Source organism: Klebsiella sp. CN_Kp100 (assembly GCF_040065315.1).
GTDB classification, from domain to species: Bacteria; Pseudomonadota; Gammaproteobacteria; order Enterobacterales; family Enterobacteriaceae; genus Klebsiella; species Klebsiella oxytoca.
Genome location: NZ_JBEAIJ010000003.1, coordinates 108,002 through 131,241, shown reverse-complemented (window position 1 = coordinate 131,241; position 23,240 = coordinate 108,002). Strand labels below are relative to the sequence as shown.

The window sequence follows — 23,240 nt, the reverse complement described above, 5'->3', positions numbered from 1 at the left end:
AGTCCCCTCCTTTAGCTTTAAAAGCTCTCCTGCATTGCGGCAGTCATTTCTCAGGCGCATAATTAGCATGCTCATATTTTCAATTATTTGACCTGCGCTGCAGGCCAGTGGAATCCTATGTCGTCTGCTGATACCCCTATTAACTGGAAACGTAATCTCACCGTCACCTGGCTCGGCTGCTTTTTAACCGGGGCGGCCTTTAGCCTGGTGATGCCATTTCTCCCTTTGTACGTTGAACAGCTCGGCGTCACCGGCCACAGTGCCCTGAATATGTGGTCAGGGCTGGTTTTCAGCATTACCTTTTTATTTTCTGCCGTAGCTTCTCCCTTCTGGGGCGGACTCGCGGATCGCAAAGGGCGCAAAATAATGCTGCTGCGCTCAGCCCTCGGTATGGCTATCGTCATGCTGCTCATGGGGCTGGCGTAGAATATCTGGCAATTTCTGATCCTGCGCGCGCTGTTAGGCCTGCTCGGCGGATTTATTCCCAACGCCAATGCGCTGATCGCAACGCAAATCCCCCGCCATAAGAGCGGCTGGGCGCTGGGGACCCTCTCTACGGGGGCCGTTAGCGGCGCGCTGCTGGGGCCGCTGGCTGGCGGCTTCCTGGCCGACCACTGGGGGTTACGCACCGTCTTCTTTATGACAGCAAGCGTACTGTTTATTTGTTTCTTATTTACCCTGTTTCTCATCCGCGAGAATTTTGTCGCGGTCAGCAAAAAAGAGATGCTCAGCGCGAAAGACGTCTTTTCGTCGCTTAAAAGTCCAAAGCTGGTGCTGAGCCTGTTTGTTACATCACTGATTATCCAGGTCGCTACCGGTTCCATCGCTCCGATTCTGACGCTTTACGTGCGCGATCTTGCCGGCAATGTAAGTAATATTGCGTTTATCAGCGGTATGATAGCTTCAGTCCCCGGCATTGCCGCCCTGCTTAGCGCCCCTCGCCTCGGGAAGCTCGGCGATCGTATTGGTCCGGAGAAGATCCTGATCGTCGCGCTGGTGATTTCAGTCCTGCTCCTGATTCCTATGTCGTTCGTCCAGACGCCGCTGCAATTGGGGATCCTGCGCTTCCTGCTAGGCGCCGCTGACGGCGCGCTGCTGCCGGCGGTACAGACGCTGCTGGTGTATAACTCGACCAGCCAAATCTCGGGTAGAATATTCAGCTATAACCAGTCGTTTCGCGATATCGGCAACGTCACTGGACCGCTGATCGGCGCGTCGGTTTCCGCCAACTACGGTTTTCGGGCGGTCTTTCTGGTGACCGCATTTGTGGTGCTGTTTAACGCGGTTTACTCAACTCTGACCCTTGGCCGCGTTCGTCGTCAGCGGGCTACGGACAATCCGGGTTCCGGCAATCATTCGGTAAATTAATGCTACCGCCTTGACGCATTGCCAACCGCCTTCTATAGATTGAATCGTATTCATTTCTATTCTTCTTAGGAGGTTAGCCATGCCAAAGGATTCGATGTTCTATGCCACGCTCGAAGAAGCAATCGATGCAGCCCGCGAGGAGTTTCTGGCTAATAATCCGGACAGCGACGAAGAAAGCGCCAGCATTGAGCAGTTAAATATCCAGAAGTACGTACTTCAGGACGGTGATATTGCCTGGCAGGCAGAATTTTTTGCCGACGAAGATCAGCAGGGAGAATGCCTGCCAGTACTCAGCGGCCAGGCTGCGCAAAGTGTCTTTGACGGTGATTATGATGAGATTGAGCTGCGCCAGGAGTGGCTGGAAGAGAACACGCTGCATGAATGGGATGAAGGTGAATTTCAGCTTGAACCCTCGCTCGATACCGAAGAGGGCCAGGCTGCGGCCGATGAATGGGATGAACGCTAATTAGTTGTAGGGACCATGGCTGGCATCAAGCGGCAGCAGAAGCGTATCGAACACCAGCGAAAAGGGCAGATCGAGGATCGTGATGTAGCGCCATGAGGAATCACGGACATCCCATTGCACGCCGGGATAGTACTGATTTCCATGGCCCTGCCCTGGCACCGTGCGACTGATAATGCTCCCGCAGCCGCTCAGCAGCAGCGTCAATGCGATAACCAGCAAAACTCTCATCAACAACCTCTATTCTCAGGTCAAAAAAATACCGGCACTATTGCCGGTATTTTCCTTAAGGTACGGCTTACTTGGTTTTTAACGCCAGCGGATTCAGCGTCAGCTGCTGATAAGCTGCCACCCACGAAGAGTATTTCTCCGGAGCGGCCCACACGCGATAATGCATACGCGACATGGTCACCGGGTCGCTCAGCAAGACCAGACGACGATCGCGGTTAAGTTTATCCGGCGTCTCGTTCAGCGCCTGTTCAACGTGACGTTCGCGAGCGATATCCAGAATATGCCCGTGACGGTGGCGCGCGGTAGCCATCGCTGTTGCCAGCGCGTTAAACGACGGGTTGAATACCGCATGCATAAAGCCATCGTCCAGAGAACGCTGGCGGTTCAGCGTCAGGTAAGCGTCAGTATCTTTTAGCACCTGCGGCGGAGAGTACTCTTCCGGGATCAGGAACAGCTTCCAGCGCTTAGTGCGCAGGCCAATGGTGGCGCGGCTGGAAATAGCCGACACGAACGGCGACAGAATCAGCGAGACCACGATCGGCGCCAGCCAGAACAGGAAACGCAGATCCAGCCATGCCATGCCCACCGCCCAGACCAGACCCAACAGCATCTGCGATCCGTGACGCATAAACGCTTCACCCCATGGGGTAGAGTCATCGTCACGCTGCGGCGAGTTCCACACCACTTCCCAGCCGAGAAACGCGCTGACCACAAAGACGGTGTGGAACAGCATACGCACCGGCGCCAGCAGCACCGAAAACAGCACCTCCAGCAGCAGAGAGAGCGTGACGCGGATAAAGCCACCGTACTCTTTAGGCCCTTTACACCAAACCAGAATAATGCTCAGCAGCTTCGGCAGGAACAGCAGCACCATGGTCGAAGCAAACAGGGCTATAGCCAGCTCCGGACGCCACTGCGGCCAGACCGGGAACAGCTGCCGCGGCTGCAGGAAGTACTGCGGTTCGGTCAAGGCATGCACTACCTGCAGAGCGGTAGAGAGCGCAAGGAACATAAACCACAGCGGTGCCGACAGGTATGACATCACGCCGGTCAGGAACACCGCACGGTGAACCGGGTGCATCCCTTTAACCAGGAACAGGCGGAAGTTCATCAGGTTACCCTGACACCAGCGGCGATCGCGCTTCAGCTCGTCCAGCAGGTTTGGCGGCAGCTCTTCATAAGAGCCGGGAAGATCGTAAGCAATCCATACGCCCCACCCGGCGCGACGCATCAGCGCCGCTTCCACGAAGTCGTGCGACAGAATTGACCCGGCGAAGTTGCCCTCGCCCGGCAGCGGCGCCAGCGCGCAGTGCTCAATAAACGGTTTCACCCGGATAATCGCGTTGTGACCCCAGTAGTGGGATTCCCCCAACTGCCAGAAGTGCAAACCGGCGGTAAACAGCGGGCCGTAGACGCGGGTAGCAAACTGCTGGCAGCGCGCATAAAGCGTATCCATACCCGACGCGCGGGGTGAAGACTGAATGATCCCGGCATTCGGGTTCGCTTCCATCAGGCGCACCAGGCCGCTCAGACATTCACCGCTCATTACGGAGTCGGCATCCAGCACCACCATATAGCTGTACTGGCTCCCCCACCGACGGCAGAAGTCATCAATGTTACCGCTTTTACGCTTCACGCGGCGGCGGCGGCGACGGTAGAAGATCTGCCCTTCGCCCTGCACTTCGGCAATCAGCTCCATCCACGCTTTTTGCTCCGCCACGCAGATGTCCGGGTTGTAGCTATCGCTCAGGATATAGACATCAAAGTGCTCGGCATTACCGCTGGCTTTTACCGACTCCCAGGTCGCGCGCAGGCCCGCGAATACGCGGTCAACGTCTTCGTTACAGATAGGCATGATAAGCGCGGTGCGATGCTCCGGATTCAACGGCTCATTCCCGACCGTTGACGCGGAGATACTGTACTTATCGCGGCCGATAAGTAGCTGCAGGAAGCCCATCAGCGCAGTCCAGAAACCCGCAGAAACCCAACAAAAAAGCACGGCGAAAAGAATCAGGATCCCGGACTGCAGCACATACGGCAGCAGCTGCATAAAGGAGATCCACAGGTTCTGTCCCACCATGTCCGCCGGGTTAATCAGCGCCCAGCCCTGGTAAGGCAAAATGGTTTTCATGTACCAGGTCGCCACGACGGTCTGCGCCAGGGTGAGCAGCAGAAGAATATAGCGACGAATAGAGCCGACGGTACGCCATTTCTGCTCGCTCGCCTGTTCCTCCTGGCTGAGGCGAGAGAGATAGCGCGGAGTCACATCGCGTCCGCGCAGACGATCCCAGAAGCGCCCGACCGGGTTAGTACGCCATGGGTCCGGGAACATAGAGGAACGTTTTGCTTTCGGCATGGCGTTCAGCTGCGTGCGCCCTTCATCATCCTTCACCAGCTGATTACCGGCCAGTGAATCTGGCCAGCTATGCTCCAGTCGGGCTTTCACCGACCCCAGCGGGGAGTCATCTTCCCGTTTATAAACGTGATGTTCAGCGTCCAGTGCTTGATGTACGGCCTGCAGACTCGCGTCAGGTAACGCGCGCTTTTCTGCATCCGACAGCGGCAATGCATCGATGTACTTCGTTATCTTATTCATTGGCAGGCAGCTGATAGCTCCAGGTTTCGCTCAGCGTCTGGTCGGTATTGACCAGCGCAGCGCGCATATCCGTGGTTTTCTTAGGATCTTTCACTTTGACGCGCAGGATCATACGCCAGCCTTTAGTCACTGGGTTATAACGCACGGTATTTTCAACGATTTCAGCGTTATCGCCGATGCTGGCCTGCGCGGTGACCGGGGTATCCGCAGGCAGCTTTTTCATCTCCGCGCCGGTGAAATCGACAATAAAGGCGATGGTGCCATCAGGCTGGCGAATCAGGTTCGATTGCTTGACGTCGCCGGTAGAACGGCGGGTCTGCATGACGTATGCGTTATCCGGCGCGTGCAGCTTGTCTTCATCGCGGCTGAAAGTGATGGTGTATTTGAAATTCATCTCTTTGCCGGGTTCGGGCAGCTGATCGGGCGTCCAGTAGGTAACGATGTTATCGTTAGTTTCATCATTGGTCGGGATTTCGACCAGTTCGATTTTGCCCTTACCCCAATCACCTTTCGGCGTAATCCATGCGCTGGGGCGCAGATCGTAGCGGTCATCGAGATCTTCAAAACGCGAGAACTGGCGACCACGCTGCAGCAGGCCAAAGCCCTGCGGGTTTTCCATCGCATAGCTGCTGACGGCAAGATGTTTTGGATTATTCAGCGGACGCCAGATCCACTCGCCGTTGCCGGCCAGGATGGACAGGCCGTTGGAGTCGTGCAGCGCCGGACGATAGTTCGTGGTCGGCGACGGCTGATGTGGCCCAAACAGGAACATACTGGTCAACGGCGCCACGCCGAGCTTGCCGACTTTGTCGCGCAGATAGACCTTAGACTGCACGTCCACTACGGTGTCTCGGCCGGGCATAATCACGAAACGATAGGCGCCAGTTGCGCGCGGGGAATCAAGCAGGGCGTAAATCGTCAGGCGTTTATCGGTCGCTTTTGGACGCTCAATCCAGAACTCACGAAAACGCGGGAACTCTTCGCCGGAAGGCAGCGCGGTATCAATCGCCAGCCCACGAGCGGAAAGACCGTATACCTGACCCTGGCCAAGCACGCGGAAATAGCTGGCTCCGAGCATGCTGACGATTTCATCATTCTTGTCTTTGCTGTTGATCGGATACAGGACTTTGAAGCCCGCAAAGCCGAGGTCTTTAACCGTGTCTTTGTCGTGCTGGACGTTGCCAAAATTAAAATAGTCCGGGCTATATTTAATTTTACGTACGCTGGTTGCCGTCACTTCATTAATGGTGACCGGCGTATCGAAATACATCCCCTGGTGATAAAACTCGAGCTTGAATGGGCTTTTCAGATTATTCCAATAAGCTTTGTCGTGATTAAACTGAATTTGCTGATAGTCCGCATACTTCATATCGCGGAAGGCAGAGGGCAGGTTACTTTTAGGCGCTTCAAAGCCTTTGCCGGCTAACGTTTGTGCCTCTTTTGCGACGTCATCAATGCTGAATGCCCATGCAGATGAAGTACACAGGGACAACATTACGGCTGCGCTTAACCAACGCATTTTCATCATCTGTGGTTTATGTTTCATATAAGTAAGCACTTCCCCCTTTGTGTGCTTAAATCGATCCGATCTATTTTAATGGAAACTCAGGCATTCCGACAACATAATCCCTGCATTGTTCGGCCTGGCGGCACAGGGAATACGCAGTTCACTGCCCCGATTGCACTTTGCGTGCTTATCCTGGAGACAGATAACCAGAGTTCATGTAGGGTTGCAGAGAATTTAAACGTTATCACGTTGAGTGATAAGACGATTTGTCTGAGAATGTAGTGATATTGTATGAATAATACTCCGGTACAGCGTGAATATTTTTTCGATAGCATCCGCGCCTGGCTGATGCTGTTGGGGATCCCTTTTCACATCTCGCTTATTTACTCCAGCCACAGCTGGCACGTCAACAGCGCAGAGCCGTCGTGGTGGTTGACGTTGTTCAACGACTTCATCCATGCCTTTCGCATGCAGGTCTTCTTTGTTATTTCCGGCTATTTTTCCTACATGCTTTTTCTACGCTATCCGCTGAAGAAATGGTGGAAAGTTCGCGTTGAGCGGGTGGGCATTCCCATGTTAACTGCCATCCCTCTTCTGACGTTGCCGCAGTTTATTATGCTGCAATACGTTAACGGAAAAACGGAAAACTGGCACACGCTTTCAGGCTATGACAAATTCAATACCCTTGCCTGGGAGCTGATTTCCCACCTGTGGTTTCTGCTCGTCCTGGTGGTCCTGACCTCGTTGGGCGTGGTGATGTTTAAATGGCTGACGCGCCAGCGTTCTGCCGCTGCGCCAACCTTCGGTGACACCGTCACATTAGGTCAGCTATCGATGATTTTTCTTGCCCTGGGCGTGCTGTATGCGGTCATTCGCCGCACCCTTTTTATTCTTTACCCGCCCATTCTCAGCAACGGCCTGTTCAATTTCGTCGTTATGCAGACGCTGTTTTATCTGCCTTTCTTTATTCTCGGCGCGCAGACGTTTATCAATTCACGCCTGAAGCTCATGTTCACTACGCCCTCCCCCTGGTGCTATACCGCAGCGCTACTGGGTTTTATCGCCTATCGTCTGAATCAGCAGTACGGTTCCGGCGATGGCTGGATGTATGAAACAGAATCCGTCATTACCATGGTGCTGGGGCTATGGATGGTCAACGTGGTCTTTTCGCTTGGCCACCGTCTGCTAAATTTCCAGTCCGCGCGGGTAACCTATTTCGTCAACGCATCGCTGTTTATCTATTTAGTGCACCATCCATTGACTCTGCTCTACGGGGCGTGGATCACGCCGATAATTAAGTCCAATACGCTGGGATTTATTACCGGACTGGTATTTGTGGTGGGTATTGCGCTGGTCCTGTATGAAATCCACCTGCGAATACCGCTGTTGCGCTTTCTTTTTTCCGGAAAATTCCAGCAAAAAACGGCGAAGCCGCAGACTTCTGCCGGTTAAAAATTATGCTGCTGCGCTATACGAGCACAGCAGCGCTATTTTCGCGTGAACACCAGGTTAAAGACATCGCGATAAAGCATTTCCATCGCCGCTTTATCCACCGTCGGGGCAGTCGCCAGGTCGCAGCGATATGCCGCCCCTTCGGTTAATATCGCGATAAATTCGCAGGCGACGCTAATCTGTTCAGCGGTCATTTCGGGGTGGTAGTGCCGGGTAAGTTTTCCCCCCTCTTCTTTCAGGCGTCGATCGGCCTGGTTCATGATTTCTCGCAGGCGCGGATTTCGGGAGGCTTCGGCGTTAATCTCCATTAGCAGATAATTATCATTTTTCGTATTCTCGCTCGCCGGGATCGCGCCGGCTAAAACCGACGCCATGCGGGCCAAATCATGATTCCCGGCAACCATCTCGCCAACTCTGGCATTCACGATCTCGCTGACGATGACTTCGATAATCTCTTCTTTACTGGCAAAAACACGATAAAGCTGGCCGACGCTCAGACCAGCCCGCCGCGCGATATCTGCCACTGAGGCGCCGTGCAGGCCCTTTTCAGCAAAGCATTTTTGCGCCGCGACCACAATTTCCGTCCGGCGAAGCCGTTGTTTTTGTAGAACCTTCCCTTCAGCCACCGATAAATCTCCTGTCATGATGGATCCCCGCGATCGGAGAAAGCTATCATAACTTATTATGGCGACCGAGTTGTGCCCGACTCTCCTCCAGTAATCGGTTATAGATACTGGCGGTTTCGGCATCAAAGCAGACGAAACAAACGCGTTCCAGAGGATGGTAGCGAGTAAGAAATGCATTCACCGTATTAATGGCTATCTCGGCGGCAGCGTGTTTAGGGTAGCCGTAAACGCCGGTGCTGATAGCGGGGAAAGCAATAGAGCGGTAATTGTTTGCCGAGGCCAGCTGCAGGCTATTTTTATAGGCGTCCGCCAGTAATTCCGCCTCCTGCCTGTCACCACCGTGCCAGATCGGCCCGACGGCATGAATGACCGCGCTGGCGGGCAGATTTCCTGCCGTCGTTATCACCGCATGGCCCGGCGGACACTCCCCCTGCTGCTGGCGCACAACTTTGCAGGCAGCCAGCAGATCCGGGCCTGCTGCGCGGTGAATTGCGCCGTCTACGCCTCCTCCGCCCAGCAGCGAAGGGTTTGCTGCATTGACGATAACGTCGACCGCCAGCGTGGTAATGTCGCCGAGAATTACCTCAGGTTGAACAGCCATTTCTCCTCCTGTCGGCATGCGTCTTGAAATAGATAATCGAGGATAATATGGCACGATCGCCCCCGGGACGAAAGCATGGGGGCGCCGGAGGTTAGCGATAATCAACGTCCAGAATAGCGAGAGTCCGTTGTGGGTTAATATATCTCAACTGCGCGGAACGGATATTTTCATTGTGAACATCCCCTTTCTCCAGCTGACGGGCAGAGATCCGCACCGTTTCCGCCCTCGGACAATCCATCACCACCTGATTCTTGATAGCATTGAGCTGACAGGGCGCTTCCACAACTCTTCCATAGAAATGAATAACACCGGCGACTGTCTGTTCGGCAATCGCCGGACTGAAACTCGTGGGTAAAAAAAACAGGGCCGCAAGTGATATGTATCTAATTGTTTTCATTGTAAAACCCCTCTGCTTGTTGGTCTAGCTATTAAAAAAAGCACAGCCATCCATGAGCGCATCGAGTTACATTTTTTTACCTCAGCCCAATTGTATTAACATTTTAAAAACAAATAACCAGCATTTATATAAATATGATTACAAAATCGATTCACTGACTATCAGTACAGTTTATCGTGCTGATTTATAGAGGAAAATAAACTAAGTAAGGAGAAGGCTATGGACGATATTCTGCCAAAAACAGCAAAAGAGCCCGTAGGGCTCTTTTAACACATGAATACAGGGAAGGTTGAGAAGCAGTATGAGCGAAGCGCGGTTAACGACTTTCGTTAGCCAGGGATTTATTCTTTTCCGCCCGCGTCGCCAGCCACAGGCCGCTATTTTTCATGGCGTAGCCAAAGACCAGCCCCAGCGCCAGTGAAGGTAAAACCAAACGCCAGTCGCCGCTGGCGGCAAAGGTCGCACAGGCGCCGATAAAGGTGCCCGGCACAAAAGAGAGTAATAGCTGGCGCGCCTGAATGCACATCATAAACGCCACGATACCGGTCATGATGTAGCTCACTATTTCCAGCTGAGGCGCCAGCGCGCTACCGTGAATAATCACCAGCGCCCACGCTACGCCGCTCATTACCGTACAGGTGGAAATAACCAGCCCTTTTAACCCACCTTGCGGACAGGCAAAGTAAGCCGTACAGCCGAGAAATCCCGCCCAGCTCAGCAGACCCAGTGCGACCGCTACCCATCCCCAAATTGCAGAGAGTAAGCCCGTCGTTAATGCGATTGCGAAGAGTATGTTCATGGCGCGTATCATAGCAGAAACGCGCCGGCCAAATGAGATATGGAACACACTAAATGAATTAAGAAATCACTCGTTGCATTTTAATTGTGATTTAAGTCACAATTTATTGTTCACCTTCTTCCTGGAGTTCATCCCACATGGCTGAAAGCGCTTCACGAGTTAGCGGAGCCATCGTGCGCCAGAACGGCGTAGTCGCATGCGCTTCAACCTTGCCAAGGAATGCGCCGCACCAGGGGAGAATATACTCAGCAAACAGCGTTTCCAGAACTTCGCTTTCATCTTCTGCCGCGTGATCTTCCAGCCAGGATGCGGCCAGCAGTAAGGATCCTAAGTGATCCGCCGCGCCCTCACCCGTGGGAACGCCATGCGCGCTGAGGAAAGCTCGTACTTCAGCTTCCGTAGCGCCCTCTACCCATGCGCGACGAAATGGCGCTACGCTGCACTCTTCACCGACAAACAACGCGTTGTAGTCAGCAGCCAGAGCCTGCATATCGCAGCTCTTTTGCAGGCGCTCCAGCAGTTCATCCTGCTCCAGCGGCCAGCTTGCCGCCAGCTTCCCTTCGCGAATAAGGGTAAATAGCGGAACCAGCAGCGGATCCTGCGGCTGACGGTAATAGAGAGAGCCCAGCACGCGGCAGAGGATTGAAAACTCGTTCATTCAGTTATTCCAGTTATTCAAATTAAAGTTCAGCAAATTCCGCAATCGCTGGCATCCCACGCGATTCCAGGAAATTAAGCAGACGCCGGGGCGTCACGTTTAGAATCCGCTCCTGCGGAAAATCTACGGCATCAAGGATTTTACGGCATTCGGTAAAATCACCGAGCGTGAATGCCGTATGAGAATCTGAGCCCAACGCCACCCAACCGCCGGCATCCCGTACGGCCGCCGCGACGGCACGGCAATTATCTTCACTGCCAATGCGTGACGAGACAAAAGATGAGTTATTGATTTCCAGCGCCACATGGTGCTTCGCCGCGGCGGCGGCAATAGCCGGAATATCAACGGGAAATTTCGGGTTCCCCGGATGGCTGATGATATGCACCGTACCGCTCGCGATGGTGGCGATCATGGCCTCAGTATTCGTGGCTTTATCCTGCGGAGGAAACACCGGCTCGTGAAAGCCAGCAATAATCAGGTCCAGCGAATTGAGCATCGGGCCGGTACAGTCTATTTCGCCCTGGGTATTTTTAATGTTGGCTTCAATACCGCGCAGAATACCAACGCCATCCACCAGACGCGGCCAGATACGCATATTGATAAAATGCCAGTGGTGCGGCGCATCGGCCATATCTGGCCCGTGATCGGTAATGGCAAAGAGTTTGATCCCCCTGCGCTTGGCTTCCGCAATGTAGTCGTGCAGGGTACTGTAAGCGTGGGTGCTGGCGACGGTATGCATGTGCAGGTCAACAGGATACATCACAATCTCCTTCTCTGTTTGTGGTAAGAATAGCAGGAATCTGCGCCTGAGAGCAGCAAAAACCCCGCGCAGGCGGGGCTGACGCTTAGTATCCCAGCTGGCGATCGACCTGCCCGCTGACCGTTTCACCCCGTTCCATTTGACCGATGGTTTTGGCGATAAAAGCAATGGCTTCCAGAGGCCGGGTAACGGCCGCCACGTGAGGCGTCATTGCCACGCGCGGATGGCGCCACAGCGGGCTCGCTTCGGGCAGCGGTTCACGGCTGAAAACATCCAGCATCGCGCCTTTCAACTTACCGCTATTCAACGCGTCCAGCAGATCGTCTTCAACCACATGTACTCCGCGGGCCAGATTCAGCACATAGCTATTATCCGGCAGCTGCGCCAGGCGCGAGCTGTTAATAATTCCCACGGTTTCCGCCGTGTTGGGCAACAGGTTAATCAGCACTCGTGTTCCGTTCAGGAAGGCGTTCAGCTCCTTTTCCCCGGCAAAGCTGGTGACCTGCGGCCAGGATTTGCGGCTACGGCTCCAGATGCGTAGCGGGAATCCCCAGTACTGCAGAGCTTCGGCGACCTTTGCGCCAAGCACGCCCGCCCCCATAATCCCGATGGGAAAGTCTTCGCGCTGATACTCCTCCAGCGGCTGCCAGCGCGCTTCTTGCTTTAAAGCCTGATAGTCATCAAAACGACGGAACCAGTGCAGCACCTGGCTCACCGCATACTCTTGCATTTGTAACCCCATGCCGGTGTCTTCCAGACGGAATAGTGGCGTCGACAACGGCAGCATTTCCGGATGCTCACGCAGTTTGCTCAGGATGGAATCGACGCCGGCGCCAAGGGCAAAGACGGCTTTTAAATCGCGGCCTTGCAGCATTTCTACCGGCGGATGCCAGACCAGCGCATAGTCAGCGGGTTGTTCATCGCCGGATTTCCACTCGCGAACTCGCGCGCCGGGGAGCTGTTTTTCCAGTTCCGCAATCCAGAAAGGGGTGTCAAAGGTCGGGTGGTAAAAAATGATATCCATAAAGGCTCCTGATAGCCGACGCTACAGGCAGGTTAGGTTAGCGCCGCGTTTTACTCGTTGTTTTCTATTGGTTTGCCAGCATAGCAAATTTCGTTCGGGGAGCGTGTGAAAAAGAGAATGGTGACAAAAAAAACGATTCACGCGCGTTTAAGGAGCAAGTTGCTTGAAGTTTGGCTAAACGCGCGATTTTTTTAAAAAGTTGATTGACGGGCGATACGTATTTCCCTAAATTAGCGCCCGTTCCCGACAATAACGGGAAAGACAATATGGTGAGGTGTCCGAGTGGCTGAAGGAGCACGCCTGGAAAGTGTGTATACGGCAACGTATCGGGGGTTCGAATCCCCCCCTCACCGCCATATTTTAAGAAGAGCTCGTACGCAAGTACGGGCTTTTTTTTCGTCTATTGCACGCCACCGCCCGGTAGCCCGGACAGGCGCATCGCGCCGCCTCCGGGAACAGCCCCCTTCTGCGGCTTCAGACTCTGTTCGACAGCCTGCGCCTTGTGGATTCAGGCAAATGCTAATCCTCCTCCATCCGCTGATACTCTTCGCTCAGGAAATCAACCAGCGCCCTGACCGAGGGGAGCAACCCGCGCCGTGAGGCAAACACCGCATGGATCACCTCCCTGCGCGGCTGCCACTCATCGAGGACAACCACCAGCTCGTCGGCCGCCAGCTGATCGCGCACCATTAATAAAGGAAGCTGTACCACCCCAACGCCGGCGATTGCCGCTTCGCGCAGCGCCAACATGTCCGTGGTGACCAGCCGGGGTGTAAAGTAGACTTCCGCCCGTGCGCCCTCCGGGCCGGTCAACTGCCACTTATGCTGATGTTTGCCTGCGCCCAGGCTCAATCCCGGCCAATCGCTTAATTCTGACGGCGCCACAGGCTGCCCCTTTTGCTCTACTAACTGTGGACTGGCGACCAGGCGGTGACCACGATCGGCGAGAACGCGCATTACCAGATCGCTATCCTCTATCGGCCTTGGACGTACGCGGATCGCGATGTCAACGCCCTCTCCAACGACATCAACTCGTCGGTTTGTGGCTTCCAGCTGCAGATTAACTCCCGGATAGCGCACCATAAACCGCGCCAGCATAGGCCCGACGTGCGCATGCAATAGCGTCACCGGACAGGTCAGCTTGACGCTTCCGCGGGGCTCGGAACGCAGGGTCTCTACCGCCTGCTCTGCCGCTTCCGCCTCTATCAGCATCGCCTTACAGTGCTGATAGAAGGTGTGCCCCACCTCCGTTACCGCAAACTGACGGGTTGTACGTTGAATCAAACGTACGCCGAGGCGTTCTTCTAACTGGGCGATTCGCCGGCTCAGTTTGGATTTAGGCTGATCGAGCGCTCTGCCCGCTGCCGCGAATCCTCCGTGATCCACCACCTGCACAAACCAGGCTAAATCGTTGAGATCCTGCATTCTTCCTCCATCGTTCCATTTTTGGAACAGTATAGGCCGTTTTTGCTATCTACCGGAGTATTAGTGGTGAATATAAGCTTATTCACATCAGAAACAGATGCACTGGAGAAAGTCATGAAACAGATTACCGGAATCTACACCGCGCCTGCGCAGCATTGGGTAGGCGATGGTTTCCCGGTTCGCTCAATGTTCTCTTATCAGACGCACGGCGAACAGCTAAGCCCCTTCCTGCTGCTTGACTACGCAGGCCCCCATCACTTCCCGGCAGGGTCCGAGAAACGCGGCGTCGGCGAACATCCGCATCGCGGATTTGAAACCGTCACCGTGGTGTACTCCGGCGAAGTTGAACATCGGGACTCAACAGGCAGAGGCGGCGTCATTGGACCGGGCGATGTGCAGTGGATGACCGCAGGCGCCGGGATCCTGCACGAAGAGTTCCACTCGGCGGAATTTACCCGCTCCGGCGGCGAGCTGAAAATGATTCAGCTGTGGGTCAATCTTCCGGCTAAAGACAAGATGACGCATCCCGGCTATCAAAGCATCACGGCGGATGCCATCCCTGACGCCGAGCTGCCGGATAACGCTGGCCGCATGCGGGTGATTGCCGGGCGCTATCAGGATGTTGTCGGACCGGCGCATACCTTTTCGCCGCTTAACTTATGGGACCTGCAGCTAAACCAGAGTCATGAGGTAACCCTGCATCAGCCCGCAGGCTGGAGCACGGCGCTGGTGGTGCTGGAAGGTGAAATCGTGGTGAACGGCGAGGGTAACGCCCGCGAAGGTCAGCTGGTGGTGCTCAGCCAAAAGGTGAAACGCTCCACCTCGCGGCCAGTAGTCACGCCAAAGTGCTGCTGATGGCCGGCGAGCCGCTGCAGGAGCCGATCGTGGGCTACGGCCCGTTTGTGATGAATACTAAAGCGCAAATCGCAGAAGCGGTTCGTGATTTTAATAGCGGCCGCTTCGGCCAAATCTGATACTGAATGAGGTGAAGAATATGTCTACCCCAGCTAACTTTAATGGTTCTCGTCCTGTTATTGATGTCAATGATACCGCCATGCTGCTGATCGACCACCAGAGCGGTCTCTTCCAGACCGTAGGCGATATGCCGATGCCGGAGCTACGGGCACGCGCCGCCGCGCTGGCAAAAATGGCCTCGTTAGCCGGTATTCCGGTGATCACCACGGCATCGGTGCCGCAGGGACCAAACGGGCCGCTAATCCCTGAGATCCATGAGAATGCGCCCCATGCGCACTATATTGCGCGTAAGGGGGAGATCAACGCCTGGGATAATCCGGAATTTGTGGCCGCGGTAAAGGCCACCGGCCGTAAAACATTGATTATTGCCGGGACGATTACCAGCGTTTGCATGGCTTTCCCGGCGATTGCCGCCGTCGCCGACGGCTATAGAGTTTTTGCCGTCATCGATGCCTCCGGCACCTATAGCAAGATGGCGCAGGAGATCACTCTCGCCCGGGTCGTTCAGGCGGGCGTCGTGCCGATGGATACCGCAGCGGTCGCTTCCGAACTGCAGCGCACATGGAATCGACCAGACGCCGCAGAATGGGCTGAGGTTTATACTAAAGTCTTCCCGGCATACCAGCTGCTGATCGAGAGCTATGCCAAAGCGCAGGACGTGGTGAAGAATAACGAACAGCTTGATTCACAGCGTTAAAACGCCTGCCCCGCCGCGCTACGACGGGGCAGTGTTCAATGCTTAACCGAACGATAGCAAAAGAATAAATACTGCTTGACCGTTTTAGCGCAACTCCCTATAGTAGCGCCCCGTTGCCCACCCAAGGTGAGCAGCAAAACAATATGGTGAGGTGTCCGAGTGGCTGAAGGAGCACGCCTGGAAAGTGTGTATACGGCAACGTATCGGGGGTTCGAATCCCCCCCTCACCGCCATATTTTAAGAAGAGCTCATACGCAAGTACGGGCTTTTTTTTCGTCTATTGCACGCCACCGGGGGGATGAGAAGCCCCGACCGGCCGAAATAGAGTCACGGCGCGGCCATCCTTCTCGCTACATATCATTCACCGCCATTTTATGACCGCCCTCACCCCTGCACATCGCCCTTCACTTCATCGCAGCGCGAAAGAGCAACCTCGGTTAACGATATGACGCGGTCGTACTTCACCAATAAATTTATAAACGACAAAGAGAGAACGACCAGACCGATATAGCCATATGCCAGCCCCATAACCCAATCATGACCTGCTACAGGTTTTGCTAACGTAATAACCATAGAGATTATCCCTGGCAGAATACCAAGTTTATCGACGGGGCCGACAATAAGATTGATTCTTTTACTCAGAAACTCACGTTCGTGCTTTATCTCGAGCAGCCCCAACTCCAGGGTAGGCTTGCCTAAGCGTACAAAATCCGCAAGAAAACGCTCGTCGGTTAAGGCCTCTTTTTTAATATTTTGTTCTACGCTGGCGCTAAGCGGCATGGTGAAGAAGTATTTTATCGTGTTTCGCTGCTGGTAGATTTTAATGATTGGCATGAGAATCAGCACTACATAGGAAAGTGCTATGAGTACGATCGACAAATCAATAAGCCAGCGGCCTGAGGGCTTGATCAGCATATACCCGCCCATTGCGCCAAAGGAAACCAGAACCATCCCCACTAACCCGATAAATAGCCACCGGTCAGATTTACCTTTATCGCCGGCGAGTAATTTGTTTTTTAAAGCCGCTTCATGCGACTTAAGCAATTCAATATAGTTCAGCAAACCGCTGTTATTTTCATTCATAGCGCACTCCCGCTAAAGGTGATAAAAGAGCCTGAAACACTATCCACGCTAATGATAAACTGCCGAAGCGTTACCACTCACTATCCAGGAAGGAATATGAGCACTATTGCCGTTGTTGTTCTGACTTACGTTAAACCGCTTGAAGAAGTAGATGCCCAGCTTGCCGCACACGTGGAATGGCTTAAGCAAGGGTATGCTGAGGGAATATTTCTCGCGTCGGGGCGTAAAATCCCCAGGTCCGGGGGCGTGATTCTGGCTAAAGGCGATGATATGACTGCGCTGCAAAATCGGTTAAGCCTGGACCCATTTCAGCAATCTGGCGTCGCGAAGGCCGAAATCATTCCCTTTGAAGCCACGATGACCAGCCCTTCACTGCAGGCCTTGCTGTAATTAAGCAAAAACAAAGCCCGGTTTCCCGGGCTTTGCAGACTAAGAAACTATCAGTAGTAGGCTTTCAAAGCGCGCTGGCAAAGCATTGAACGCACGCAATCGTCCGTCGTAAAGCGCACGATCCCCACCATTTCATCTTCCTCAAAACGCGCCAGCGCATCGGCCAGACCCGACCGCACGCCTGAAGGTAAATCGCACTGGGTGATGTCGCCGTTGACGATAACCGTCACGTTCTCCCCGAGGCGGGTCAAAAACATCTTCATTTGCGCAGCGGTCACGTTCTGGGCCTCGTCCAGAATCACCACCGCATTTTCAAATGTACGTCCGCGCATATAGGCGAACGGCGCGATTTCCACCTTGCCGATTTCCGGGCGCAGGCAGTATTGCATAAAGGAAGCCCCCAGCCTTCTCACCAGCACGTCATAAACCGGGCGGAAATAGGGAGCAAACTTCTCGGCGATATCTCCCGGTAAGAAGCCGAGGTCTTCGTCGGCCTGCAGAACGGGACGGGTAACAATAATTCTGTCCACATCTTTATGAATCAGGGCTTCAGCAGCTTTCGCCGCGCTAATCCAGGTCTTACCGCACCCGGCCTCGCCCGTGGCAAAGATCAGCTGTTTATTGTCGATGGCGTTCAAATAAAGCGCCTGAGCCTCATTGCGCGCTTCAATTGGCGATAGATCGCGGCTATCCCGCGCCATGCCAATGGCTTCTACGCCACTCATTTGCACAAGCGATGTGACCGATTCTTCTTCGCGCTGCTTATGGCTTCGCGAATCCTGTCTCAGCACACGTTTGGCCTCACGACGAGCTCTGGTCACTGCTTTTTGTCTTCCCATGGATAGCACCTTGCGTTGTTGGTTTACATCACACGCGCCACGTTCGACGCGATTATGCGCACTAACGATTGAGGTTTGGCTTCCTTGTAAGCCATTGCTTGCCTGACGAATTGGCAGAGGGTCACGGCTACGCGCACCGATAACCTTGCCTGGGTTCAGATATTCTGTGATAGAGGGGGATGATTTGGCGGTGAGAAAATCGCGGCCGGAAGTGGGGCTTCCGTGCTGATGAGTACGGTATCGGGTTTGACGTTTTCCGTTACAGCAATCGGGCATTCGCGATCTCCATAATGAAACGATACTGCTGCCGAGAACTACCGCGTCTGTAATAAGTACATCAGAAATAATTCTAAGCGCAACTTATTTTTCACATACAGACAACAAATAATTCTCATGGCGGCTCGGGAGAGTTTCCGACTATAAGATTACAGAAAAATGAAACAAGGCAGGAAATACAAAAAATGAATGGAAAAACAGCAGAAAACGCCCTGCCCCGGAGGGCAGGTACGTCAGGCTTCGACTAACGATTGACCGAGATAATGTTGAGGGTCAACGACCCCCGGCAGAACAAAAAAGTATCCGCCGCCAATCGGCTTCACGTACTCTTCCAGGGCTTCTCCGTTCAGCCGCTTTTGCACTGTCAGGAAGCCTTTTTCCAGATCGTGCTGATAGCAGACAAACAGCAGTCCCATATCCAGCTGGCCGGAATTCGTGACCCCCAGCGAATAACTGTAGCCCCGACGCATCATCAGGCTGGAGGCCGTTTCCGGAGTGCGCGGGTTGGCCAACCGAATATGACTGTCGAGCGCAATGATTTCGCCGTTAGGATCGTTACGGTAATCGGGCACATCGTGCTCGTGCTCCATCCCTAGCGGCGCTCCGGTCAGTTTTTCGCGGCCAAAAATGGTCTGCTGCTCTTTCAGCGGCGTGCGGTCCCAAAACTCAACGTGGAACTGAATAATCCGCGCCGCCTGGTAGCTACCGCCCGTCGCCCATGCCGGTTCCCCCTGATCGGCGGTTACCCACACCACCTTGTCCATTAACGCAGTATCCGAACTCAATGGATTCGCGGTGCCGTCTTTAAAGCCCAGCAGATTCACCGGCGTCTCTTTACCCTTGCTGCGCGCGGCGCTATCGGAGATGAATCCCTCCCGCTTCCAGCGCACGCTGAGTAAATCCGGCGTGTGTTTAATCACATCCCGCAGCGCGTGAATCACCGTATCCTGAGTATTGGCGCAAATTTGCAGCAACAGATCGCCGTGACAGAGCGCCGCATCCAGCGAGTCGTTAGGAAAACGGGTCATTTTTTGCAGCTTCTTCGGCGCATGGCTGGCCAGACCGAAGCGTTCGTCAAACAGCGAATGCCCCACCGAAACGGTTATCGTCAGGTTATCCGGGGCGATCCACGGCCCAAGGATGCCCGAGTCCATCGGCGGCAGCCGCGGGTTCGGCGTCTCCGGCGCGGGCCCCCCCTTAGTCAGAAAGGCGATCCGCTGGGTCAGCAGACGAAACAGCCTTTCCAGATCCGCTTTATCACCGGCGAGGACATCAAATGCGACGATCATCATCGATGCCTGCTGCGGCGTCAGCACGCCGGCCTGGTGCAAACCATAAAACGGCTGCGCTTCCATGCGCGCATCGGGGGAGACCGTACCCGGTGAGCTTTTCTCTTTTGCCGCATGCGCCACCGGGCAGCCACCGGTCAAGGCCAGCGCGCCACCAAGCGCGCCGATCCCTTTGAGTAACCGCCGACGCGACGGTTCATTGATAGGGTATTTTTGCTCTGCCATCGACTTAATCCAGACCAAGGATCCCGCGCAGTTGGGCCAGATCTTCCGCAAGGGTGGTGATCGGGCCTTTCAGCGCGTTACGATCGGCATCCGTCAGCTTGTCATAGGTCTCAAAACCCTCTTTGGTGCGGTATTTACCGAGGATGGCGTCAACTTTCTTGAAGTTGGCATCCACTTTTGCCAGCAGCGTGCTGTTCTCTTTTTGTAGTTGAGGACGCAGCAGGTCGACGATTTTCTGCGCGCCGTCAATGTTGGCCTGGAAGTCCCACAGGTCGGTATGGCTGTAGCGATCTTCTTCACCGCTGATTTTGCTGGCCGCCACTTCTTCAATCAAACCGGCTGCGCCGCCAACCACTTTTGACGGCGGGAACGCCAGCTCGCTGATGCGTTTTTGCAGCTCAATAACGTCAGCGTGTAGTTGATCGGCGTATTTATCCATGCCTTTGACGCTGTTATCGCCAAACAGCGCTTTTTCCAGCCGGTGGAAACCGGTGAATTTTGGATCTTCGGCTTTTTTCTCGTAGTCATCCTCGCGGGCGTCAATGCTGCCATCAAGGTCAGAGAACAGCTCAGCGATCGGCTCGATACGTTCATAGTGCTGACGCGTTGGCGCATACAGCGCTTTTGCTTTCTCGATATCGCCTGCTTTCACCGCATCGGTAAAGGCTTTGGTGCTGCTCACCAGTTGCGCAGTCTCGGCGCTAACCCAGGCTTTGTAGGCGGTAATCGCTTCGCCGAGGCTAAGCAGCGCATCGGCTTTCGCGGCACCCTGGATCGCCTCTCCGGTCACCGTCAGTTTGCCTTTCGGGTTAGTCAGCAGGCCGCAGGTCATATCATATTCACCCGGCTGCAGGTTTGCCGTCAGCTTTTGCGTAAAGCCGGGGGCGATATTCTCGCGCTCTTCAACCACCATCACGCCTTTCAGGATCTCCCATTCCAGCGCTTTCTGGCTGTGGTTCTGAATGATGAACTGAGTTTTACCCGCTTTGACGGTGACGTTCATTGGCTCGCACTGTTTGTCAGTAACGGTAACTTTTACCTGCGGAATATCGGCCGCCTGGGCGTAAATTGCAGAGCTGAATAGCGCGGCAACGGTAAGCTGCAACGCAGTGCGACGAAAATGATTCATCATGATGACCATCCCTTTCGATAAGTATGTTGTAACTATTTGAATTCGCGATGCCCGACTACGCGGCTCGGGATGCGGTGGTGTTATTGCCCGACGGCAGCGCGAACAGCACCAACGCCGGAACCAAATAGATAAAGTAGACCGCCACTTCGCTGATAGTCGGCGTTTCCTGATAGCCGAAAATCCCCTCCAGCAGCGTCCCGAAGAGCGTATGCGTCGAAATCACGTTGCTGAGATCGAAGGCGACGTCCTGAAAATGGTTCCACAATCCGGCTTCATGGAAAGCGCGAATAGCCCCGGCCGCCAGACCTGCGGCAACCAGCAAAATAAACAGGCTGGTCCATTTGAAAAAGACGCCGAGATTCATGCGGATACCGCCCCAGTAGATCAGGAATCCTAAAACGATTGCCGTTCCCAGCCCAAGCATCGCTCCGATGGGCGGCCAGATACCCACATCCTGCTGGAACGCCGCCAGCAGGAAGAATACGGACTCCAGACCTTCGCGAGCGACGGCGAAAAACACCATCATCACCAGCGCCCAGCCATGGTGGTTGCCGCGCTGAAGCGCATTATCAACCGCCTGTTCAAGCTGCTGTTTGACGTTGCGCGACACTTTGCGCATCCAGAAGACCATCCAGGTCAGAATACACACCGCCACCACCGCCACGATGCCTTCGAATAATTCCTGCTCGCGTTGCGGGAATTCGCCGGTCGTTTCGTTGATAAAGATCCCCAGTCCCAGGCACAGCGCCGCCGCCAGGAAAACGCCAATCCACATAACGCTAATCCAGTTCCCGCGCTGGGTGCGTTTCAGATAGCTGGCAATCAGGCTGACAATCAGCGCGGCCTCGAGGCCTTCACGTAACATGATGAGAAATGGGACAAACATACCAAAACCCTTAAATGTGAACCGCAGTCAATTGATGCAAAGTTAGGTAAATATTTCTGATAGTGATTATCATTACAATAATCAGAAACACAAGTGAAATGTGTAGGGAATGATGACGATTTGTAAATTAATCGCTAACAAATAATGAGCTACGGAATTATTTCTCTGCCTTAAGCCATCCCTGCAGGATAAGGGGATTTTTTGCGCCGGATATTTACCCGGCCGAAGAGCTGTGGCTAAATGGCGGCCTTATTTACTGCGAAATGAACAACATGACTCAATTCCTGCACTTCCTGCTGGCGCTGGCGGTTATCCTCGCGCTCGCCTGGCTTGCCAGTTACGACCGTAAAAAAATCCGCATTCGCTATATTATCCAGTTAATTATTATTGAAGTTGCGCTGGCTTTCTTTTTTCTCCACGCCGAAAGCGGCCTGTGGCTAGTGAAAAATATTGCATCCTTTTTTGAATCACTGCTCGGCTTCGCTGCCGAAGGCACCAACTTTGTATTTGGCGGCATGAGTGAAAAAGGGCTGGCGTTTATTTTCCTTGGCGTGCTGTGCCCTATTGTCTTTATCTCCGCGCTCATCGGTATTCTTCAGCACTGGCGTATTCTGCCGATTTTTATTCGCCTGATTGGTACCCTGTTATCGAAAGTTAACGGTATGGGTAAGCTGGAATCTTTCAACGCGGTCAGTTCGCTGATCCTCGGGCAATCAGAGAACTTTATTGCCTATAAGGGCGTGCTCGGCGACCTCTCTTCGCGCCGCCTGTTCACCATGTCGGCCACTGCAATGTCGACGGTTTCGCTGTCCATTGTCGGCGCTTATATGAGTATGCTCGACGCGAAATATGTCGTTGCCGCGCTGATCCTGAATATGTTCAGCACTTTTATTGTGCTGTCGATCATTAATCCGACGCGACCAGGCAGCGAGGAAGAGATCAAGCTTGAGAAGCTTCATGAATCGCAGAGCTTCTTTGAAATGCTCGGTGAATATATTCTGGCCGGATTCAAAGTCGCCATGATTATTCTGGCGATGCTGATTGGCTTTATCGCCTTAATTAGCGCCATTAACGCGCTCTTCGCCACCCTGTTTGGCCTGAGCTTCCAGCAGATACTCGGCTATGTCTTCTATCCGCTGGCGTGGCTGATTGGTATCCCGCTAAGCGATGCGCTGAGCGCCGGCAGTATTATGGCGACTAAGCTGGTGGCCAATGAATTTGTCGCCATGATTGAGCTACAAAAAATCGCTGCCAGCATGACGCCGCGCGGGCTGGGTATCTTATCAGTGTTCCTGGTCTCCTTCGCCAACTTCGCTTCTATCGGCATCATCGCCGGGGCGATTAAGGGTCTGAACGAGCAGCAGGGGAATATCGTTTCCCGCTTTGGCCTGCGGCTGGTGTATAGCGCAACGCTGGTCAGCCTGCTCTCTGCCAGCTTTGCTGGTCTGGTACTGTAACCGCAGTTATTGCCTGTGATCCCGGGGGCGGCGCAGAGCGCCTTGCCCGGGCAGGCAGCTCGTACGAGCTGAGGTTGCGTAGCC

General features: G+C 54.1%; 21 protein-coding genes, 2 tRNA genes and 2 pseudogenes. 9 read left to right on the top strand and 16 right to left on the bottom strand.

Annotated elements, in window-relative coordinates; all coding sequences use genetic code 11:
• Positions 1–117 precede the first annotated feature (117 nt).
• Together mdtG and ABLV12_RS03665 are read left to right on the top strand one after the other, a co-directional pair.
• Positions 118–1,368 (top strand): annotated as a pseudogene (gene mdtG / locus ABLV12_RS03670) (multidrug efflux MFS transporter MdtG).
• 79 nt (positions 1,369–1,447) lie between these two features.
• Positions 1,448–1,834, top strand: coding sequence for a MysB family protein (locus tag ABLV12_RS03665; protein ID WP_004101030.1), 387 nt, complete (start codon positions 1,448–1,450; stop codon positions 1,832–1,834).
• Here the strand turns inward: ABLV12_RS03665 and ABLV12_RS03660 are convergent, their stop codons facing one another.
• The 3 genes from ABLV12_RS03660 to mdoG all read right to left on the bottom strand — a co-directional run bounded on the left by ABLV12_RS03660 (position 1,835) and on the right by mdoG (position 6,204).
• Positions 1,835–2,062, bottom strand: a complete 228-nt coding sequence (locus ABLV12_RS03660; RefSeq protein ID WP_004101029.1) for a YceK/YidQ family lipoprotein — start codon at positions 2,060–2,062, stop codon at positions 1,835–1,837.
• A gap of 67 nt (positions 2,063–2,129) precedes the next feature.
• Entirely contained in the window at positions 2,130–4,658 is a 2,529-nt protein-coding gene (gene mdoH, locus ABLV12_RS03655) for a glucans biosynthesis glucosyltransferase MdoH (protein ID WP_004101028.1), read from the bottom strand.
• Entirely contained in the window at positions 4,651–6,204 is a 1,554-nt protein-coding gene (mdoG, locus tag ABLV12_RS03650) for a glucans biosynthesis protein MdoG (protein WP_004101027.1), read from the bottom strand. The genes mdoH and mdoG overlap by 8 nt, the downstream gene beginning before the upstream one ends.
• 252 nt (positions 6,205–6,456) lie before the next feature.
• Between mdoG and mdoC the strand changes: the two genes are divergently transcribed.
• Complete coding sequence (mdoC, locus tag ABLV12_RS03645) at positions 6,457–7,617, top strand: glucans biosynthesis protein MdoC (RefSeq protein WP_064396793.1); 1,161 nt, start codon at positions 6,457–6,459, stop codon at positions 7,615–7,617.
• A 35-nt stretch (positions 7,618–7,652) separates the two neighbouring features.
• Here the strand turns inward: mdoC and ABLV12_RS03640 are convergent, their stop codons facing one another.
• The 7 genes from ABLV12_RS03640 to ghrA all read right to left on the bottom strand — a co-directional run bounded on the left by ABLV12_RS03640 (position 7,653) and on the right by ghrA (position 12,482).
• Entirely contained in the window at positions 7,653–8,243 is a 591-nt protein-coding gene (locus tag ABLV12_RS03640; RefSeq protein ID WP_032705065.1) for a TetR/AcrR family transcriptional regulator, read from the bottom strand.
• Between the two features lie 46 nt (positions 8,244–8,289).
• On the bottom strand, positions 8,290–8,844 hold the full coding sequence (gene ymdB, locus ABLV12_RS03635) for an O-acetyl-ADP-ribose deacetylase (protein ID WP_004112127.1): 555 nt from the start codon (positions 8,842–8,844) through the stop codon (positions 8,290–8,292).
• A gap of 91 nt (positions 8,845–8,935) precedes the next feature.
• The gene (locus ABLV12_RS03630) at positions 8,936–9,241 is read right to left on the bottom strand and encodes a type 1 fimbrial protein (RefSeq protein ID WP_004101022.1); all 306 of its coding nucleotides are present in this window, start codon (positions 9,239–9,241) and stop codon (positions 8,936–8,938) included.
• A 316-nt stretch (positions 9,242–9,557) separates the two neighbouring features.
• A complete protein-coding gene (locus ABLV12_RS03625; protein WP_026055849.1) occupies positions 9,558–10,040 on the bottom strand; it encodes a DUF1097 domain-containing protein in 483 nt (160 codons plus the stop codon).
• Positions 10,041–10,143: 103 nt separating this feature from the next.
• Positions 10,144–10,698 (bottom strand): molecular chaperone, encoded by a 555-nt coding sequence (locus tag ABLV12_RS03620; protein ID WP_004101018.1) that lies wholly within the window; start codon positions 10,696–10,698, stop codon positions 10,144–10,146.
• A gap of 22 nt (positions 10,699–10,720) precedes the next feature.
• Positions 10,721–11,458 carry a phosphatase gene (locus ABLV12_RS03615; RefSeq protein ID WP_348866781.1) on the bottom strand — a complete coding sequence of 246 codons (738 nt, stop codon included), beginning with the start codon at positions 11,456–11,458 and terminating at the stop codon, positions 10,721–10,723.
• 85 nt (positions 11,459–11,543) lie between these two features.
• On the bottom strand, positions 11,544–12,482 hold the full coding sequence (ghrA, locus tag ABLV12_RS03610) for a glyoxylate/hydroxypyruvate reductase GhrA (RefSeq protein WP_004112124.1): 939 nt from the start codon (positions 12,480–12,482) through the stop codon (positions 11,544–11,546).
• 268 nt (positions 12,483–12,750) lie between these two features.
• On the opposite strand from ghrA, the gene ABLV12_RS03605 reads away from it, so the two are divergent.
• Positions 12,751–12,838: transfer RNA gene (locus ABLV12_RS03605), tRNA-Ser, on the top strand.
• A gap of 163 nt (positions 12,839–13,001) precedes the next feature.
• Here ABLV12_RS03605 and ABLV12_RS03600 read toward each other — a convergent pair.
• A complete protein-coding gene (locus ABLV12_RS03600) occupies positions 13,002–13,907 on the bottom strand; it encodes a LysR family transcriptional regulator (RefSeq protein ID WP_064396792.1) in 906 nt (301 codons plus the stop codon).
• A 114-nt stretch (positions 13,908–14,021) separates the two neighbouring features.
• Between ABLV12_RS03600 and ABLV12_RS03595 the strand changes: the two are divergent.
• The 3 genes and pseudogenes from ABLV12_RS03595 (at position 14,022) to ABLV12_RS03585 (ending at position 15,812) form a co-directional block, all read left to right on the top strand.
• A pseudogene (locus ABLV12_RS03595) lies at positions 14,022–14,881 on the top strand (pirin family protein).
• A gap of 20 nt (positions 14,882–14,901) precedes the next feature.
• Complete coding sequence (locus tag ABLV12_RS03590; protein ID WP_004101006.1) at positions 14,902–15,579, top strand: isochorismatase family protein; 678 nt, start codon at positions 14,902–14,904, stop codon at positions 15,577–15,579.
• A gap of 145 nt (positions 15,580–15,724) precedes the next feature.
• Positions 15,725–15,812, top strand: a tRNA-Ser gene (locus tag ABLV12_RS03585).
• A 151-nt stretch (positions 15,813–15,963) separates the two neighbouring features.
• On the opposite strand, the gene ABLV12_RS03580 is transcribed toward ABLV12_RS03585, so the two are convergent.
• A complete protein-coding gene (locus ABLV12_RS03580) occupies positions 15,964–16,662 on the bottom strand; it encodes a hypothetical protein (RefSeq protein WP_160887662.1) in 699 nt (232 codons plus the stop codon).
• 96 nt (positions 16,663–16,758) lie between these two features.
• Between ABLV12_RS03580 and ABLV12_RS03575 the strand changes: the two genes are divergently transcribed.
• Positions 16,759–17,052: a YciI family protein gene (locus ABLV12_RS03575; protein WP_064396788.1), complete on the top strand. Its 294-nt coding sequence runs from the start codon at positions 16,759–16,761 to the stop codon at positions 17,050–17,052.
• Between the two features lie 50 nt (positions 17,053–17,102).
• Here the strand turns inward: ABLV12_RS03575 and phoH are convergent, their stop codons facing one another.
• The 4 genes from phoH to efeU all read right to left on the bottom strand — a co-directional run bounded on the left by phoH (position 17,103) and on the right by efeU (position 21,699).
• Positions 17,103–17,891 (bottom strand): phosphate starvation-inducible protein PhoH, encoded by a 789-nt coding sequence (gene phoH, locus ABLV12_RS03570; RefSeq protein ID WP_348866780.1) that lies wholly within the window; start codon positions 17,889–17,891, stop codon positions 17,103–17,105.
• A 509-nt stretch (positions 17,892–18,400) separates the two neighbouring features.
• Entirely contained in the window at positions 18,401–19,681 is a 1,281-nt protein-coding gene (gene efeB, locus ABLV12_RS03565; protein WP_160887664.1) for an iron uptake transporter deferrochelatase/peroxidase subunit, read from the bottom strand.
• A 4-nt stretch (positions 19,682–19,685) separates the two neighbouring features.
• Entirely contained in the window at positions 19,686–20,813 is a 1,128-nt protein-coding gene (gene efeO / locus ABLV12_RS03560) for an iron uptake system protein EfeO (RefSeq protein WP_064373056.1), read from the bottom strand.
• Positions 20,814–20,868: 55 nt separating this feature from the next.
• Positions 20,869–21,699, bottom strand: a complete 831-nt coding sequence (efeU, locus tag ABLV12_RS03555; RefSeq protein ID WP_004100994.1) for an iron uptake transporter permease EfeU — start codon at positions 21,697–21,699, stop codon at positions 20,869–20,871.
• 272 nt (positions 21,700–21,971) lie between these two features.
• Here efeU and ABLV12_RS03550 point away from each other — a divergent pair, with 272 nt between their 5' ends.
• Positions 21,972–23,156 carry a nucleoside transporter C-terminal domain-containing protein gene (locus tag ABLV12_RS03550; RefSeq protein WP_163525346.1) on the top strand — a complete coding sequence of 395 codons (1,185 nt, stop codon included), beginning with the start codon at positions 21,972–21,974 and terminating at the stop codon, positions 23,154–23,156.
• Positions 23,157–23,240: the final 84 nt, after the last annotated feature.